This window comes from Parvibacter caecicola (genome assembly GCF_003725335.1).
Taxonomy (GTDB): Bacteria; Actinomycetota; Coriobacteriia; order Coriobacteriales; family Eggerthellaceae; genus Parvibacter; species Parvibacter caecicola.
Genome location: NZ_QIBY01000004.1, coordinates 99,530 through 116,919, shown reverse-complemented (window position 1 = coordinate 116,919; position 17,390 = coordinate 99,530). Strand labels below are relative to the sequence as shown.

Here is a 17,390-nt window from a genome sequence, read left to right as displayed (position 1 = left end):
CCGTGGAATCTGCGAGTTTGTCCGCCCCGGCGCCCTTGCCCGCCCTGTTTTCGTTTACTATGGGTCGGTATGCAAAATTAGTGGGAAGGGAAGGCCTTTATGGCGGATGAGTACAAGTACAAGCGCGTTTTGCTGAAGCTTTCCGGCGAGGCCCTGGCGGGCGACCAAGGCTACGGCATCGACCCCAAAGTGGTGGACGATTTGGCCGAGCAGATCGCCGACATCGTGCACGACGGCGTGCAGCTGGCGGTAGTGGTGGGCGGCGGCAATATCTTCCGCGGTCTCGCCGGATCCGCCGAGGGCATGGACCGCGCCCAGGCCGACTACATCGGCATGCTGGCCACCGTCATGAACGCCCTGGCCCTGCAGGATTCCTTCGAGCGCCACGGCGTGTTCTCCCGCGTGCAGAGCGCCATCAACATGCAAGAGGTGTCCGAGCCCTACATCCGCCGCCGCGCCATCCGCCACCTTGAGAAGGGGCGCGTGGTCATTCTGGCGGCCGGCACCGGCAACCCCTACTTCACCACCGACACCACCGCTGCCCTGCGCGCCTGCGAGCTGGACGTGGATTGCCTGATGAAGGCCACCAAGGTGGACGGCGTGTACGACGCCGACCCGGTGGCAAACCCCGACGCCCATCGCTTCGATCGCATCTCCTACATGGACGTGCTGAACCGCGGCTTGCACGTGATGGACGCCACCGCCACCTCGCTTTGCATGGACAACCACGTGCCCATGATCGTATTCGATCTCACGGTGCCCGGTAACATTTCGCGGGCGCTTAAGGGCGAAGCCATCGGAACCACCGTAGAATAAACCCACTGGCCCCATTCCCGCCCCGCGCGGGGCTTGTTTTCGCAGAGGAGAATTTCATGACCGACGAGATTTTGATGACCGCAGAGGACCGCATGGAGAAGGCCCTCGTTTCGCTGCACGAAGTGTTCTCCACCGTGCGCACCGGCCGCGCCAACGCCATGGTGCTCGACCGCATCAAGGTGGATTACTACGGCGTGCCTACCCCCATCAACCAGATGGCCGGCGTGAAAACCCCCGATGCCCACATGCTGGTCATCGAGCCCTGGGACAAGGGCGTGCTGCGGGCCATCGAGCATGCCATTCTCGAAAGCGACCTGGGGGTTACCCCTTCCAACGATGGCTCGGTGATTCGCCTGCCGTTCCCGGCCCTTACCGAGGAGCGCCGCCGCGAACTGGTGAAGCAGTGCAAAACCTATGCCGAGGAGGCCCGCGTGGCCGTGCGCAATGCCCGCCGCGACGCCAACACCGCTCTGGACAAGGCCAAGAAGAACGACAACCTGCCCGAGGACGAGGTGAAGCGCGCCGAGGAAGCGGTGCAGAAGCTCACCGACAAGTACATTGCCGATGTGGACGCTGCCTTCAAGAAGAAGGAAGTGGAGGTAATGGAGATTTAAGTAGGTTCCGCTGTTCTACGAACAGCGGAACCGGTCGGCGCTGAAAAGCCGCCGGGCACGCCACCTTGCCGCTTCCTGCGGGCTCTGCGCGTACCGAAGTACGCTTGGCCCGCAGCGCACGGCAATCTGGCGCACCGGGCGACTTTTCAGCTGCTGACTTGGTCCTGGGACGACAGATGTCTCAGAACTAGCGCGTCGGCGAGGGATTGGTGGACCTGCGAGGGACTAGCGATTGGCGTTTATCGATTAGTGACTGGTGTTTTGCGAGGTAGGGTGGGCTGATGAACAAGCCTTTGGACTACATATTCCCCATGCCGCCCGCCGGGCTTGACCTTGCGGCGCTGGATCTCGCGCGCATTCCGCGCCACGTGGCCGTGATCATGGACGGCAACGGCCGTTGGGCCAAAAAGCGCGCCCTCAATCGGCTGAAGGGCCACAAGGCGGGCATCGAAGCGGTGCGCGAGACCATCCGCTGTGCGTCCGACCTGGGGATTCGCTATCTCACCATCTATTCGTTCTCTACCGAGAACTGGAAACGCCCCGAGGAAGAAGTGGTGGGGCTGATGGACCTGTTCGCCAAAACCATGCTGGCGGAGGTGGACGGGCTGCACGAAGAGAACGTGAGAGTGCAGACCATCGGCGACCTGTCCGTGCTGCCGGAGGAAACGCGCCGCGCCTTCGACGAAGCTTGGGAGAAGACCCGCGACAACACTGGCATGACGCTGGTGGTGGCGGTGAACTACGGCGCCCGCGACGAGATAATGCGGGCGGTGAACGCCTGCGTGCAGCGGGCGGTGCTGCGAGCCGAGGAAACCGGCGAAGTGACCGTTCCCACGCAAGAAGTGTTCGAGCAGGGGCTCTACACCGCCGATATCCCCGACCCTGAGATGGTCATCCGCACTAGCGGCGAGATGCGCCTGTCCAACTTTTTGCTGTGGCAGGCGGCTTACGCCGAGTTCGTGGTAACCGACGTGCTGTGGCCCGATTTCAACCGCTATGAGTTCTTGCGTTGCCTACTGGACTACCAGGGGCGCGACCGTCGTTTCGGAGGAGTGAGCTAAGCGGATGGGCGAACAGCGGCCAGAAGAACTGACGCCCGCCTCGCAGCCGGCTGTTTCCGGCGACGAGCCCTGGACCCACGATTTCTCCACCGCGGCGCGTCAGCAGCGGGAGCAGAAGCAGGAGGCGCGCCGCGAGCGCAGCCAAACGCTGAAGGCCAAAGCCTACGACAAGGTTCCCAATAAGCTGAAAAACGCCACCGACCTGCAGGTGCGCTTCCGCACTGGTGTGGTGTACACCGCTGTCACCGTATTGGGGGTGCTGGCCGGCAACATCCCCATGACCCTCATGCTGATGGTGGTGGCGGCCATCTGCGCCGGCGAACTGTTCTACATGCTGCGCAAAGACGCCCGCCTGCCCAACGAGGTGCTGGGCATCATCGGTGCCATGCTGTACCCCCTAAGCGTGTACTTTTTGGGGCTGGCCGGGGCGCTGTGCGTTTCCATCCTGCTCATGCTGGCCCTCATCGTGTGGTACGTGTTCTGGCACCGCGCCCGCATCAGCGACGTTTCCGTCAGCTTCTTCGGCGCCACCTACACCGGCCTTCTGCTGTGCGGCCTCATCCTCATTCGCGGATCGCTGCCGGCGCCGTGGGGCGGCGTGATGGTGCTGCTGGTGTTCCTCAGCGTATGGGCCAACGATTCCTTCGCCTACCTGGTGGGCTCCAAGCTGGGCCGTCACAAGCTGGCCCCTCGCATTTCCCCGAAGAAGAGCTGGGAGGGCTTTTTCGCCGGCCTGGTGGGCTCAGCGGTGTTCTGGGTGGTGATGACCTTCGTGCCCGGCGTTACCATGGGCGTCGGGCAGGCCATCCTGTTCGGCCTGGTGTGCGGCCTCATGTCGGTGCTGGGGGATTTATGCGAAAGCCGCATCAAGCGCAACCTGGGCTTCAAGGATTCCGGCACCATAATGCCCGGCCACGGCGGCCTGCTCGACCGCTGCGACTCGCTGTTTTTGGCCTCGGTCACGGCGGCCATTCTGCTCATCGCCGGCGGCTGCATTCCGGTTTCGGTGTTTTTCTAGGCGAATTCAAGTAAGGGGAATCCCATGAAGACCATCTGCCTCCTTGGTTCTACGGGCTCTATCGGCACCCAGACGCTGGATGTGGTGGCGAAGCACCCCGACGAGCTGCGTTGCGCGGCTCTGACAGTGCACCGCTCGGTGAAGGTGGCCCTTGACCAGGCCCGTCGCTTCGGCGTGCGCCATGTAGCGGTAGCGGACGAGCGGCTGGCGGGCACGGCGGCGGCCGAAGAGCTGCGCGCGTGGTGCGAAGCGGGTGGCGGCACGCTTTCCTTCGGCGCTGCGGCAGTGGAGCAGCTGTGCCTCTTGCCCGAGATGGATGTGGTGGTGAACGCCCTGGTGGGGGCCGCGGGGCTGCGGGCCAGCTACCTTACGCTGGAAGCAGGGCGCGTTCTGGCGCTGGCCAACAAGGAGTCGCTGGTGGTGGGGGGCGACCTCATCATGCCGCTGGCGGCATCGCTCAACCGCCGTCGCGGCGATAACGGGGCCCTCATGCCCATCGATTCCGAGCACGGTGCCATCTACCAATGCCTGCTGGGGGAGGACATGGCGGAAGTGACCAAGCTGTGGGTCACCGCTTCCGGCGGCCCTTTCCGCGGCCGCACCCGCGACCAGCTGCGCTCCATCACGCCGGCCCAAGCGCTGGCCCATCCCACCTGGAACATGGGGGCGAAGATTTCCATCGATTCGTCCACCCTCATGAACAAGGGGCTGGAAGTAATAGAGGCGCATCACCTGTTTGCCATGCCCTACGACAAAATCGAGGTGGTGGTGCAGCCCCAAAGCGCCATCCATTCCATGGTGGAGTTCTCCGACGGCAGCGTGAAGGCGCACTTGGGCACCACCGACATGCGCATCCCCATCCAGTTCGCGCTCTCGTACCCCAAGCGCTGGGAGGCTCCGGTGGCGCCGCTGGATTTCCGCACGCTGGGCACGTTGGAGTTCGCGGCGCCCGACACCGACACCTTCCGTTGCCTGGCCCTGGCGCGCCGGGCGGGGCAGGCCGGCGGAACGCTGCCTTGCGTGATGAACGCCGCCAACGAGGTGGCGGTGGAGGCGTTTTTGAGCGAGCGGTTGCCGTATCTGGGCATCGCCGAATGCGTGGAGAGCGCCATGAGCGCGCTGGGCTCCCAGCCGGTGGAGAGCTTGGAGCAGCTGTCCGCCATTGATCACGAGGCCCGCGCGTTGGCCTGGCAATTCGTGGAGCAACGCTAGTCGGCGGGGCCTGTTCGGGGCTGGCAGTGGCATCGCCTGGGGCGCCATCGGAGGCGGCATTTGGCGAAAACCTAGCGAACATCAAGAGAATTTTTGGCGAATCGGGGCGGCCTTTGTGCCGTCTCTTTGTTTACGGCGCGCCGGTCGGCGCGGGCCTTTTCGTGCATAGACGCCCCCTTTCGCGGCGCTGGTTTCCGGCAGCAACGGTGCGTTGCGGCGGTAATGCCGGGGTCGGGCTGATAGCCGTTTGGCGCCGCGTTGGCGATTGCGGACATTAGGCTTTCTTGGTGCAGTCAGACGATGCACGAGGAAAGGACAACCCCATGGACAACTTCGTTCGATTCGCGCCCCGCCCATCCCCCCGCCGGCGCCGACCGCCAACGGCGGCGCTGGGGGTGCGGGTGCGGCCGCCAGCGCCCCAACCGCTAGCTCCGCGGAAAGGAGGCGTCTATGCCTAATTCCGTTCCCGATGGCCCTCTTGGGCTCCCTTTGCCCGACCAGGTGGCGTTCGAGGCCCGTCGCCGGCGGATGCGCCGGCGGCAACGGGCGTGGCTTTCGGCGCTGCTGGCCCTGCTCATGGTGCTCATGGCGGTGCCCGTGGGGCTTTCCCTCGCCCCCCGCAATGCCCTGGCCGCATCGGCGGTGCATCTGACAGTGGGGGACTACATATACTACGACGGCGCCCGCACCTGTTATATGGAGGCGGACGGATCGGTGGCCTATTGCATGGACCCTCAATTGCCCACGCCCGCTCCCGGCACCTATCGCACGGTGGAAGAGCTGGCGCCGGCGAACCCTGCCAACGCCTCCACGCTGCGGGCGGCTGCCTGGTACTCTTTCGGCGGCCCGGGCTTTGATGCGGCCATGTGGCCGGACAAGTGGTTAGACGGCACTCCCATGAACGACGGCCGTTACGTGGTGCTGGGGCATTTGCTGGTTAGCCAGCTGTTCACCAGCAGCGAGAAGCACGCCACGGCCGGCTGCGGCCAGGAGTTCGTTGCCTGGGCCAAGCAGGAAGTGCTGGGCTGGGACAGGGGAGAGGTGATCAACCCTGATGCCACCCGCTTCAAGGTGGAAGCGGGCAGGGGCAAAGTGCCCGCCAGCTTCAAGGCGTTCCAAATTCCCACTGGCACCGGCACCCAAACGCTCATCTCGTTCACTTACAACCCGCTGGGGCATATCCAGCTGCAGAAAGCCAGCAACGCGCCGGCCCTTACCCGGGGCAACGGCATGTATTCCCTTGAAGGGGCCCGCTACGGCGTGTTTTCCGACAACGCTTGCCGTGCAAAGGCGGGGGAGATGGTTACCGACCGTAACGGTTGCGCCCAGCTGCGGGATGTGGTCCCGGGCCGTTATTACGTGAGGGAGCTGGCGGCGCCGCCCGGCTACGGGTTGGATGAAACGGTGTATCCGGTGGACGTGGCCGACGGGGCCACCGCCAGTGTGAATGGTGCCGCAGTGCCCGAGACGCCTCAGGCAAGCCCGGTGGAAGTGCTGGCGCAGAAGCACGACCTGCAGTTTGGCCGGGGCGAGCAGTCGCCGCAAGGGGATGCCAGCCTGGCCGGCGCCCAATTCACGGTACGCCATTTCGCCGGCATTTACGGTTCGGCCCAGGCGGCCGAGGGCTCGGGCCGGCCGCTGGCCACCTGGGTGTTTTCCACCGACGAGAGCGGTGTGGCCCGGTTTGCGGAGGAGTGCAAGGTGTCGGGGCCGGATGTCTATCGAGACGCCGGCGGCACCGGGGTGTTGGCGTTGGGCACTTACTTGGTGCAGGAAACGCAAGCGCCGGCCGGATACGAGGCCAATGATGAGGTATTCGTAATTCAGGTGGCTCCCGGTGGCACAGCAGCGGTGCTGCCGGAAACCGCTGCCGTTGCGGTGGCGGAACCGGTGGTGCGCGGCGGCATCAGCCTGCAGAAGGTGGACGCCGAAACCGAAGAGGGGCTGGCGCTGGGGCGCGCCCAGCTGGAAGGAACCCAGTTTGAAATCAGAAACGTGTCCGCCTGCGATGTGGTGGTGGCGGGGCAGCGCTTCGCCCCTGGCCAAGTGGTGGCCACCATCGCCTGCGATGCCCATGGACGAGCCGCCACGGCCGAGGATTTGCTGCCCTTCGGCACCTACGAAGTGGCGGAAACCCAGCCGGGGCTGGGATATCTGTTTGGTGGCGCCCAAACCAAAACGGTGGCGGTGCGCCAAGCCGGCTTCACCAACCTGGACGTGGCCGGCGGCCCGCTGCTGTTTGAAAACCAAACGGTGCGCGGCAACCTTTCGTTTGTGAAGGCGCGCGAGGCGGACATGGGGCGGCTGGCCGGTGTGCCCTTCCTGATCACCAGCCTCACCACCGGCGAGGCCCATGTGGCGGTGACCGACGAGAACGGCCAGTTCAACAGTGCCGATAATTGGAACAGTCATCAGTTCGAGCCCAATGGCAATGATGGTGCGCTGCGCGAAGACGGCACGGTGGACGAATCTCTGCTGGATGCTGCCCGCGGCATTTGGTTCGGCGCCTTTGGCGAGGGGCGGCTGTGCGCCCCCAATAGCCGCGGCGCCCTGCCCTTTGACCGGTACTCGATAGAGGAGCTGCCGGTGGCGGCCAATCAGGGGCTGCAGCTCATCTCCATCCCCTCCGTCTCGGTTACCCGCGATGGCGTGGCGGTGGATTTGGGAACGCTGGACGATAGCGATGCGCCCGGCCATCCGGAGCCGGAGATATTCACCCAGGCCCGCGCCGACAACGGCACGGCAGTGGCGCCGGCGGCAGAGAGCGTGGTGCTCACCGACCGCGTGAGTTACGGCCGCCTGCAGCCGGGGGAGAGCTATCTTCTCACGGCCCAGCTGGTGGATCGCAAAACCGGGGAGTTCCTGTACCAAGACGGCGAAGCCCTTGCATCGCAGCTGAGGTTCGTGCCTGAGGCCGAGTCGGGCGAGGTGGAGATTTCGGTGCCCCTGAACACGGCGGCCCTGGAGGAAGGGGCTGAAGTGGTGTTCTACGAAACACTGGCGAAGGGGGAGGAGGACGAAGTGGTGGCACTGCACCAAGATTTGAGCAACAGCTTCCAAACGGTGGCGGTGGCCCATCCGCTGCTGCGCACCACTTTGGCCACGGCCGACGGCCAAAAGACCTTCGAGGCGCAGGGCTCGTGCACTCTGGTGGACACGGTGGAGTACGAAGGGCTGGAGCCGGGCCGCAGCTACTGGTTGCAGGGGCGCCTTATGCGCACGGTGGCGGCCCAGGGCGGCGCCGTTACGGCCCAGCCGCTGTTGGATGCGGCCGGCAACCCCGTAGAAGCGCAGGTGCAGCTGGTGCCGGAGCGATCCGGCGGCACGGCGCTGGTGGAGTTCTCTTTCGACGGCGAACTTTTGCAGGAAGACAGCCAGCTGGTGGCCTTCGAGCAACTGCTGCAAGGGGATGCCCTGGTGGCGGCCCATGAAGACGCCGAGGACGCCAATCAAACGGTGTCGGTGACGGTGGAGCGCCCCCAGCCGCCGGCCGAGAAGGCGTCGCCTCTGCCCAAGACCGGCGACGGCGTCCTTCCCTTCGCGCTGGCGGCCGCCGTGGCCGCGGGGGCGGCGGGTTTGGCCGTATTCGCCTGCCGGGGCCGCAGGGCTTCTGAACATTTCCGCAAGAGGTTGTAGTTTTTTGCGGAGGACGGTGCCGGGTTGCGCGTCCCTTCTATAATGAACGGGAAAACAACGGCGGCCCGGTGCCGCCCCCTGGGTTGAGCAAATTAAACTGCAAAGGACGGAAATGGGACTTCTTCTCGCCATCATCGGCGGCATACTTATCCTGTGCTTCCTCGTGTTCATTCACGAGGGGGGCCATTACCTGGCATCGCGCCTGTTCGGCGTGCGCGTCACCGAGTTCATGATCGGCCTTCCTGGCCCGCACATCGGCTTCAAGCACGGTGAAACCAAATACGGCGCCACCTGCATCCCGCTGGGCGGTTACGCCCGGGTGTGCGGCATGGAGCCGGGAGAGATGCAGCCGCATCTGAAAGAGGTGCTGGCCAGCGTGCATCGCCGCGGCACCGCCAACATGGAGGAAGTGGCCGCCGACTGCGGCATCACCGACGACGAAGCCTACAACGCGCTGGAGGAGCTGGTGGAATGGGGCAGCGTTGCCGCTCCCACCAAGAAGGACAAGTACAACACCTACCGGGCCATGGAGGTGCGCCCCACCAAGCGGCAGCGGAAGAAGGCGGCCGCCGCCGGTGCCCCCGAACCGCAGGCCTGGGACTTGGGCCAGGCGCGCCCCGTAGACGACGCCGAGCAGCTGTTCCAGCACGAGTACCGCCAGCAGTACCGCTCTTTGCCGTTTTGGAAGCGGGCGGTAATCCTGGTGGCGGGCGTGTTCATGAACCTGCTGTTCGCCATGCTGGCCTTCGTGGTCATCTATTCCATCATCGGCTTCGACTACCAGGTGCCCTCCACCGGCGAGATGCTGCACATCACCATTCCGCCGCTGGACGCCATCACCGCTGGCTTTACCTATATCGGCATGGTGGTGCAGATGATCCTGGGGCTGTTCAACCCCCAAACCGCCGCCGAAACGGTGTCGAATTCCACCTCGGTGGTGGGCATCGTGGCCATGTCCAAAACCTTCTTCGAGCAGGGGTTGGTGGACACGCTGTTCTTCGCCGCCGCCATCTCGGTTTCCCTCGGCATCATGAACCTGCTGCCCATTCCGCCCTTGGACGGCGGCAAGCTGGCGGTGGAGGCGGTGCAGAAGGTTTCTAGCCGCATGGTGTCGCCCAAGGTGCAAACGGGCCTCAGCATGGCGGGCATGGCTTTGTTCGTCGGGTTTTTCCTTATAATGCTCAATCAAGACATCCAACGACTCATCACCGGTTACTGGAGCTAGCTTCACACGGCGCCGCGGCACCTCGCCCGGCGCCTTTTCGTAGAGGTGGCCCCGCTGTTGCAAGAAGGAGGCGCGATGGAGGCGCGGCAGAAAACGAGGCAGGTCATGGTGGGCAATGTGCCCGTGGGCGGCGATGCCCCGGTGGCGGTGCAGTCGATGCTGAACGCTCCTGCCGCCGATGTGGAAGCGAACCTGCGCCAGATCGAGGCGCTGGCCGACGCCGGTTGCGAAATCGTGCGTATGGCCATTCCCCAGCGCAGCTGCCTCGGCGCCTTTGAGGCGGTGTGCGCCGCTTCCCCCTTGCCGGTGGTGGCCGATGTGCACTTCGATGCGCAAATCGCCATCGAAGCGGCCCGCCGCGGCGCTGCCAAGCTGCGCATCAATCCCGGCAACATCGGCGGATGGGGCCCCACCGACGAGGTAATCGAGGCGGCCCGGGCGGCCGGCATCCCCATCCGGGTGGGGGTGAACGCCGGTTCGCTGGACGATTCCCTGGCGGCCCGCGCCGATCTTACGCTGCCGGAAAAGCTGGCCCTTTCCGCCTGCCAGTACGTGGAGCACTTCCACCAGCGCAGCTTCTTCGACGTGGTGGTTTCCGCCAAGGCCCACGACGTGCCCGTCACCATTGAAACCTACCGGCTGCTGGCGGCCCAGATGCCGGAAGTGCCGCTGCACATCGGCGTCACCGAGGCGGGCACTGCCTTCCAAGGCATCATCAAATCCGCCGCTGGCCTGGGGGCTTTGCTAGAGCAGGGCATCGGCAACACCATGCGCATCTCCCTCACCGACGATCCTGTGAAGGAAGTGCGCGCTTGCTGGACGCTGCTTTCCGCGCTGGATTTGCGCCGCCGCTTCCCCGAGCTTATCAGCTGCCCCACCTGCGGCCGTTGCCAGGTGAACCTTATCGACATCGCCGGCGAGGTGGAGCGGCGGCTGGCAACGGTGGACCGCCCGCTTAAGGTGGCCGTCATGGGATGCGTGGTGAATGGCCCCGGAGAAGCCGCCGATGCCGATATTGGAGTAGCTTGCGGCGCTGGGTCGGGGGCGGTTTTCGTCTCTGGTAAAATTGTGCGCAAAGTAAGCGAAGATGCCATTGTAGACGCGCTGTTTGAAGAGATGGGAAGACTATGACCGCACCGATTCTCCGTATGAGCAAGCTGTACGCCCCCACGCTGAAGGAAAGCCCCAACGATGCCGAAATTGCCAGCCACAAGTTGCTGCTGCGGGCCGGCATGATGCGCAAAACCGCCTCCGGCGTGTACACCTTCCTGCCGCTGGGCTATAAGGTGCTGGCGAAGGTGGAGGCCATCGTGCGCGAAGAGATGGACTCCATCGGCGCGCAGGAGATCATGATGCCGGCCCTTCAGCCGGCGGAGCTGTGGCACGAGTCGGGCCGTTGGAACGATTACGGCCCTGAGCTGATGCGCCTGCGCGATCGCCACGACCACGATTTCTGCCTGGGCCCCACCCATGAAGAGCTGATTACCTCCCTGGTGCGCAACGAGCTGCGCTCCTATAAACAGTTGCCGCTCAGCCTGTATCAAATCCAGGTGAAGTTCCGCGACGAGATTCGCCCGCGCTTCGGGCTTTTGCGCAGCCGCGAGTTCATCATGAAGGACGCTTACAGCTTCCACGCCACCCAGGAGTCGCTGCAGGAAACCTATGACGATATGAGCCGCGCCTACGGCAACATATGCGATCGCTGCGGGCTGGACTATCGCCCAGTTGAGGCGGATTCCGGCCAAATTGGCGGCAAGGTGACCACCGAGTTCATGGCGCTGGCCCCTGCTGGCGAAGCGGAGTTGGTGCACTGCAGCTGCGGCTATGCCGCCAACACCGAGGCGGGGGAGTGCATCTGCCATCCCACCCTGTACAAGAACGAGGGACTGGAGAAAATCGCCACCCCCAACGTGCACACCATCGAAGAGCTGGCGGAGTTTTTGAGCATTCCGGAAAGCTCCACGGTGAAGGCGCTTTCCGGCAAGAGCGACGACGGCCGTCTGGTGGTGATGTTCGTGCCCGGCGACCACGAGCTGAACGAGATCAAAGCCTCCCGCGCTGCCGGCGGGTTCACCTTGCTTACGGACGAGGAGATGGAGGCGTTCGGGCTGCACAAGGGCTCGATGGGCCCGGTGGGGTTGCCCGAGGGCACCTACGTTATTGCCGACCGTGCGCTGGAAGCGGTGCCCGCTTGGGTGGTGGGGGCCAACGAAGACGGCTACCACTATGTGGGCGCTGCGCTGGGCCGCGACTTCACGGTGGACCAATGGGCCGACCTGTCCGTGGTGAAGCCGGGGGACATGTGCCCCGATTGCGGTTTGCCGCTGCAAGGGGCCCGCGGCATCGAAGTGTCACAGGTGTTCCAGCTGGGCACCAAGTACTCCGAATCCATGGGGGCCACCTTCATGGACGAGGACGGCAAGGAAAAGCCTTTCATCATGGGCTGCTACGGCGTGGGCGTGTCGCGCACGGTGGCCGCCATCGTGGAGCAGCACAGCGACGAGGGCGGCATTGCCTGGCCCATGTCGGTGGCGCCGGCCCATGTGTGCGTCATCCCCCTTTCCCAGGACGACACGGTTATGTCCACGGCGGAGAAGATTGCCTCCCAGCTGGCCGACCTTGATCTGGAAGTGGTCATCGACGACCGCAAAGAGCGCCCGGGCGTGAAGTTTGCCGATGCGGACCTCATCGGCTGGCCGCTGCAGGTGGTTGTGGGCAAGCGCGGTCTGGAGAACGGCACCATTGAAGTGAAGCTGCGCCGTACCGGCGAGAAGCGGGACGTGCCCCTGTCCACGTTGGTGGAGCTCATGTCCTTCGCCCGCCGCCAGGCCAAGGCCAACAAGTCCGGCGTGGGCACCTTCGACGTGCTGTTCGCCTCCTAGTTTCAGAGAGGCGCATCATGGGCGAAATCCAGCGGCACATTTACCAAGACGTTCTCCTCGAAGGGCACCTGATCGACTCCAACATTTTGTCCCGCATCATGGGCAACGTGATGGAGTTGGGGGGCGATTTCGAGTTCCTCACCCTGGACATCGGGCGCCAGAACACCGATCCCTCGCGGGTGCGGATGCGGGTGTTCGGCAAGAGCGCCGACCATATGCAGCAGATGTTGGCCCGCCTCACGTCGCTGGGGGCCAGCCCAGAGGATTTGCAGGACGCCCAGCTGGCACCATCGCCGGCAGATGGCGTGTTCCCTGAGAACTTCTACTCCACCACCAACCTGGTGACTGCCGTGCATCTGGAGGGCCAATGGCGTACGGTGCCCAATGCCGAGATGGACTTGGGGCTGCGCTACAACCCGGCTACCGGCGAGGTGCGGGGCGTGGCCATATCCGATGCCCGCAAGGGCGACCTGTTCGTGGTGGGCAACCAGGGGCTGCGGGTTACCCAGCAAGAGCGTCCCCGCGAGATTGCGGATTTTGAGTTCATGAACTCCACCGCCTCCAGCGAAAAGCCGAAGGCCCAGGTGATTCGCCAGGTGGCCAACATTCTGCGGGAGGTGAAGGCGGCCGAAGAAGCGGTCATCGTGGTGTGCGGCCCCGCCATTGTGCATACTGGCGCTTCCGAGGATTTGGCGCGGCTGGTGCGCGGCGGCTATGTGAGCGTGCTGTTCGGCGGCAACGCGGTGGCCACCCATGATGTGGAGCGGGCGCTGTACGGCACCTCCTTGGGCATCGACATGCAAACGGGGCTGCCGGTGCCGGGCGGCCACGAGCATCATCTGCGGGCCATCAACCGCATCCGCCTTGCCGGCTCGTTGATGGCGGCGGTGGAACAGGGGGTGGTGAGTGAGGGGCTGATGCACGCGCTGGTCACCAATAATGTGCCCTTTGTGCTGGCCGGCTCCATCCGCGACGACGGCCCGCTGCCCGACGTGATCACCGATACGGTTGTGGCCCAGGAGGCCATGCGCCCCTGGTGCCAGAAGGCGGGCGCCTGTCTCATGCTGTCCACCATGCTGCACTCTATCGCCACTGGCAACATGCTGCCCGCGGCGGTCACCACGGTGTGTGTGGACATCAACCCGGCGGTGGTCACGAAACTCTCCGACCGCGGCAGCTTCCAAACCATCGGCATCATCACCGACGTGGGCCTTTTCCTCAAGCAACTGGCCGACGAGCTGAACTGCTAACCGCACGCCCCAACGCGCCATGGATGCCGCTCATCATTCGTCGTAGATGCCGGCTTCGCTGTTTTGCTTCTAAGTTCACTTTTACGTAACGGGGCTGCGGGGTGGCCCGCAAAATGGGCATGATAGGTTTGTAACAATGGGCATCAAAAGATTGGAGGTTGTCATGGACAACGTAACCGATGCTTTCAAGAACGTGTTCCTGGCCGGTGTTGGGGCTCTGGCTCTGGGGGCGGAAAAGTCCAAGGAACTGGTGGACGACCTGGTGGCCAAGGGCCAGATTACCGTGGAGCAAGGCAAAGACATGACCGATAGCCTGGTGTCTCGTGGCGCCGAGGCAACCACCCGCATTTCCGACGAACTGCTGGCCGCCCGTCTGCGCTCCATGACCAAGGAGCAACGGGACGAGTACGCTGCCAAGGTGGCCCAGATGGCCGTAAGCGTGACCGAGGAAGAAGCCGCGAAGCAAGCAGAGGTGGCGGAAGTGGAAGCCATCCAAGAGCAGCAGGGCGAAAAGGCTCCCACGGCCGAAGCGGTGGATGCGGTGGAAACCGTGAAAACGGTGACGGAGGAAGAGGCGCCCGAGAACCCGCCGACCTTCCAAATCTGCTAACCTGCGAAGGCATAGCCAAGGAAACCGCCAAGGGCTGCCGAAAGGTGGCCCTTTTTGCGCGCAAGCAGCTATCGGGCGTCGCGCAGCTGCTTCAGCTTTGCCAGCGCAGCGGGGGAAATGCGCTCGGCGATGGTGTTCTTGCGGGCCACTTCGGGGCGCTCGTCCAGCCGCACCCCCTCGTAGTATTCGCCCACTTCATGGGAAAAGCCGTCAGCGCTCATGCGGTCGATGCCGCCGCCGAACACCGTGTCTTGGATGGTGGCGTCCGAGGTGACCACCAGCGCCTCCACCATGCGTTCGCGGGCGTCATGGGCCAGCTTCTCGATAACCTTGTCGGCCGATTGCCCGGCGGGGGAGAATATGATCTGCACGCCCCCCACCGTTTCCGGCCGCCCCTCGGAGTACTGGTTCTTGGCGCCGTCGAACACGATGACCGCCTTGTACTCGCGCCCGGCGAAGTTCACCACGTCGTTTATCAGCGTGTCCCGCGCTTTGTTGAAGAAGTCGTCGGTGTAGTCCTCTTCGCTAGCGGCCCGATAGCGGTAGCCGCTGCGCAGCACGTTGTAGCCGTCCACGATGAGCATCTTTTTCCGCTGGCGGGCCATGGGCGTCCTAGAAGTTCTGGCGCAGCCACTCGTACATGAGGGCCGTGCCCGCTTGTGCCACGTTAAGGGACGACACTTCGCCTTCCATGGGCAGCTTCACGGAAAAGTCGCTGGTTTCCAGCGCCAGGCGCGACACCCCTTCCGCCTCGTTGCCCAGTACCAGCACAATTTTCCCCTTCAGGTTGGCCTTCCACACCACGTCGGCAGAATGCTCGCTGGCGGCGGCCACCCAGAAGCCCTCCTCCTTGAAGCGCTCCAGCGTGGAGGGGATGTTGGCCACCTGGGCCACCGGGATGTGGGCGATGGCGCCGGCGGAGCTTTTGTAGGTGGCCGGCGTAACGCGGGCGGCCCGCTTGTTGGGGATCACCAGGCCGCTGGCCCCCACCGCTTCGGCGCTGCGGGCCACGGCCCCCAGGTTGCCGGCGTCGGTGATGTGGTCGCACACCACGATGAGCGCCCGCCCCTCGTGGGCCTCGGCGTAGCTTTTCGCCGCATTCAGCAGGAAGGTGCCGTTCACGTACTCGAAGGGGCGGCTCTCGGCGATGAAGCCCTGATGGCTGCCGCGCTCGGACATCTCGTCCAGCTTCTTCTTGGAAATCTGCTTCACCGGCACATCCAGGTTCTTCGCCTTGCGCAGCAGGTCGGCCACCAGGCCGTCCCGCTTCACGTTGTCGGCCATCAGGATGTACTTCAGGGGCATGCCGCTGCGCATGGCCTCCAGAATCGGGCGCCGTCCTTCTATGTAGTCTGCCATGGGGCCTCTTTCAAACAGGTGCGTTGTCAAACGCAAAAGTTTAGCACAGGGGAAGGGGCGCCAGGTGCGCTGGCGAGAGGGCGTAGGGATAAGGTTGCGGGAGGCGGGGATACGCGTGTCAGGGGGACGTTAGGGCTGCCCTCCGTCTCCCGTCTATTCCCCCGCGCCTTCGATGAGGTCGAGCAGTTCTTGGCGGGAGTGCACGTCCAGCTTGCGGTAGATGTTGCGCAGGTGGGTGGACACGGTGCCGGAGGAAACGTAGAGGTCGTCGGCGATGCGACTGGAGGAGCGGCCGCGGGCGAACAGGGTGAACACCTCGGTTTCCCGCCGCGACAGCTTGTAGGCGGCGGCAATCTCTTCGCAGCGGGCTCGGAAGCGCTGATGACGCGGCTCGTCATCGTCCTCTTGCTCCTGCATCATGGCGTACATCTTGCGCTCCGGCAGGGCGAACATGTAAGTGGCCAGCAAAATGGCCAAGGTGAGGGCAGCGGTGGCGCTGGCAAACTGCAGCCCCAGTACCGAGCTGATTTGATTGCCGATGAACAGTCCGGCTGTCAAGCATCCTTCGCCGAAACAGAATATGGTGATAGGGCTCAATTTCGCAGTGCGGGACAGCGCGGCGAACAGGCTCCAGAACACCATCTTCAGGCAGATGTAGCCCGCTAGCGCAATTTCCTGAAACGCCAGGTTGCGATCCATAATGGCAATGGACAGCAGCACCGACCCCACCATCACCAGTACCGCGATGCGGTATGCCATCACCAGGCGGTCGGCAGCGGACGATCTGCCCTTGTAAGCCTGGAAGTACAAGAGGAAGCACACCAGCGGTACGGCGCTGGCCAGCAAAAAGTACAAGGCGAAGGTGAAATTTGAAGGGCCGTCCCCGCTGGGGGTGTAGTTCATCAGGGAGAGAACCACACCCGCCAGTACCGCTGCAATGGAGATGCGCGGGATGGGGGAGGCCTCAGGTGCGGGGGAGTTGGCGCCTTCGCCGTCTGCAGCTGCGCATCGTGCGGGGAACAGCGCTTCTGCGGCCTCGGCATCGGTGCGTTTGGCCATGGAGGGAAGGTCGTCGGTATTGCGTCCGAAGCTGAAGTAAACCCAAAGCGACAGCGCCGGCAAAAGCCCCACCACGGCCACGGTGATGGAGGCGGGCAGCAACGACAGCAGGAAGTACAGGGGTGTGGCCAACAGGTAGGCGGCGCACATGTTGGCGGCCGGCGTCTTTACCTTGGTGCCCAAAAACCATCCCCACAGCCCCAGCATAAAGGCGCTACCGAAACCGGTGAACAGCACGCCGGCCCAAAAGCAGGCGATTCCCGGCAGCCCGTCGAAAGAGGCGTTGGCGGCCCCGTAGGTGCCCACCAGCAACATGATGCCGGCGCACACCAGCGCCGGCGGCTTCTGGAACGACTTGCGCGCTACGGGGAAGCACACTCCCATGAGCGCCAGCGACACGATGAGCACCGCCATGGACGCCAGATAGAAATTGGAGAAGGTGAAGGAGTGGCCGGCGGAAGTGAACAGCAGGCTGTGGAAGAACACGCTGGAGGTCCAGGCAAAGTTAATGCCGAAGCCCGCCACGAAAGCCCATGAGAGACCGTCTCTCAATTCCCGAAACATGTATGCGCCCCCTCGCTTGTACTCGATGGGGTTATTTTATCGGAAGCCCGTTTGGGACAAGGCGTAAACTTCGGTCGCCGTGGG

At 64.1% G+C, this 17,390-nt stretch carries 14 protein-coding genes; 11 read left to right on the top strand and 3 right to left on the bottom strand.

Features of this window, described 5'->3' with window-relative positions; translation table 11 throughout:
• Positions 1–99: 99 nt before the first annotated feature.
• The 11 genes from pyrH (at position 100) to DMP11_RS04220 (ending at position 14,324) form a co-directional block, all read left to right on the top strand.
• On the top strand, positions 100–816 hold the full coding sequence (pyrH, locus tag DMP11_RS04270) for a UMP kinase (RefSeq protein ID WP_123185268.1): 717 nt from the start codon (positions 100–102) through the stop codon (positions 814–816).
• Positions 817–872: 56 nt separating this feature from the next.
• Positions 873–1,430, top strand: coding sequence for a ribosome recycling factor (frr, locus tag DMP11_RS04265; protein ID WP_123185267.1), 558 nt, complete (start codon positions 873–875; stop codon positions 1,428–1,430).
• 281 nt (positions 1,431–1,711) lie between these two features.
• Entirely contained in the window at positions 1,712–2,491 is a 780-nt protein-coding gene (locus DMP11_RS04260; RefSeq protein WP_123185266.1) for an undecaprenyl pyrophosphate synthase, read from the top strand.
• A gap of 4 nt (positions 2,492–2,495) precedes the next feature.
• A complete protein-coding gene (locus tag DMP11_RS04255) occupies positions 2,496–3,509 on the top strand; it encodes a phosphatidate cytidylyltransferase (protein ID WP_123185265.1) in 1,014 nt (337 codons plus the stop codon).
• A gap of 24 nt (positions 3,510–3,533) precedes the next feature.
• Positions 3,534–4,721 (top strand): 1-deoxy-D-xylulose-5-phosphate reductoisomerase, encoded by a 1,188-nt coding sequence (gene dxr / locus DMP11_RS04250; RefSeq protein WP_123185264.1) that lies wholly within the window; start codon positions 3,534–3,536, stop codon positions 4,719–4,721.
• Positions 4,722–5,171: 450 nt separating this feature from the next.
• Entirely contained in the window at positions 5,172–8,357 is a 3,186-nt protein-coding gene (locus DMP11_RS04245) for a VaFE repeat-containing surface-anchored protein (protein WP_123185263.1), read from the top strand.
• A gap of 112 nt (positions 8,358–8,469) precedes the next feature.
• The gene (locus DMP11_RS04240; protein ID WP_123185262.1) at positions 8,470–9,582 is read left to right on the top strand and encodes a site-2 protease family protein; all 1,113 of its coding nucleotides are present in this window, start codon (positions 8,470–8,472) and stop codon (positions 9,580–9,582) included.
• A gap of 75 nt (positions 9,583–9,657) precedes the next feature.
• Positions 9,658–10,713 carry a flavodoxin-dependent (E)-4-hydroxy-3-methylbut-2-enyl-diphosphate synthase gene (gene ispG / locus DMP11_RS04235; protein WP_123185261.1) on the top strand — a complete coding sequence of 352 codons (1,056 nt, stop codon included), beginning with the start codon at positions 9,658–9,660 and terminating at the stop codon, positions 10,711–10,713.
• Entirely contained in the window at positions 10,710–12,464 is a 1,755-nt protein-coding gene (locus DMP11_RS04230) for a proline--tRNA ligase (protein ID WP_123185260.1), read from the top strand. The genes ispG and DMP11_RS04230 overlap by 4 nt, the downstream gene beginning before the upstream one ends.
• Before the next feature lie 17 nt (positions 12,465–12,481).
• On the top strand, positions 12,482–13,714 hold the full coding sequence (locus DMP11_RS04225) for an ornithine cyclodeaminase, nickel-pincer nucleotide-dependent (RefSeq protein ID WP_123185259.1): 1,233 nt from the start codon (positions 12,482–12,484) through the stop codon (positions 13,712–13,714).
• Positions 13,715–13,877: 163 nt separating this feature from the next.
• Entirely contained in the window at positions 13,878–14,324 is a 447-nt protein-coding gene (locus DMP11_RS04220) for a hypothetical protein (RefSeq protein WP_123185258.1), read from the top strand.
• Between the two features lie 68 nt (positions 14,325–14,392).
• Here DMP11_RS04220 and DMP11_RS04215 read toward each other — a convergent pair whose 3' ends face one another.
• The 3 genes from DMP11_RS04215 to DMP11_RS04205 form a co-directional block, all read right to left on the bottom strand.
• On the bottom strand, positions 14,393–14,929 hold the full coding sequence (locus DMP11_RS04215) for an NYN domain-containing protein (protein ID WP_123185257.1): 537 nt from the start codon (positions 14,927–14,929) through the stop codon (positions 14,393–14,395).
• Between the two features lie 7 nt (positions 14,930–14,936).
• The gene (gene rlmB / locus DMP11_RS04210; RefSeq protein ID WP_123185256.1) at positions 14,937–15,683 is read right to left on the bottom strand and encodes a 23S rRNA (guanosine(2251)-2'-O)-methyltransferase RlmB; all 747 of its coding nucleotides are present in this window, start codon (positions 15,681–15,683) and stop codon (positions 14,937–14,939) included.
• Between the two features lie 153 nt (positions 15,684–15,836).
• Positions 15,837–17,306: a response regulator transcription factor gene (locus DMP11_RS04205; RefSeq protein ID WP_123185255.1), complete on the bottom strand. Its 1,470-nt coding sequence runs from the start codon at positions 17,304–17,306 to the stop codon at positions 15,837–15,839.
• Positions 17,307–17,390: the final 84 nt, after the last annotated feature.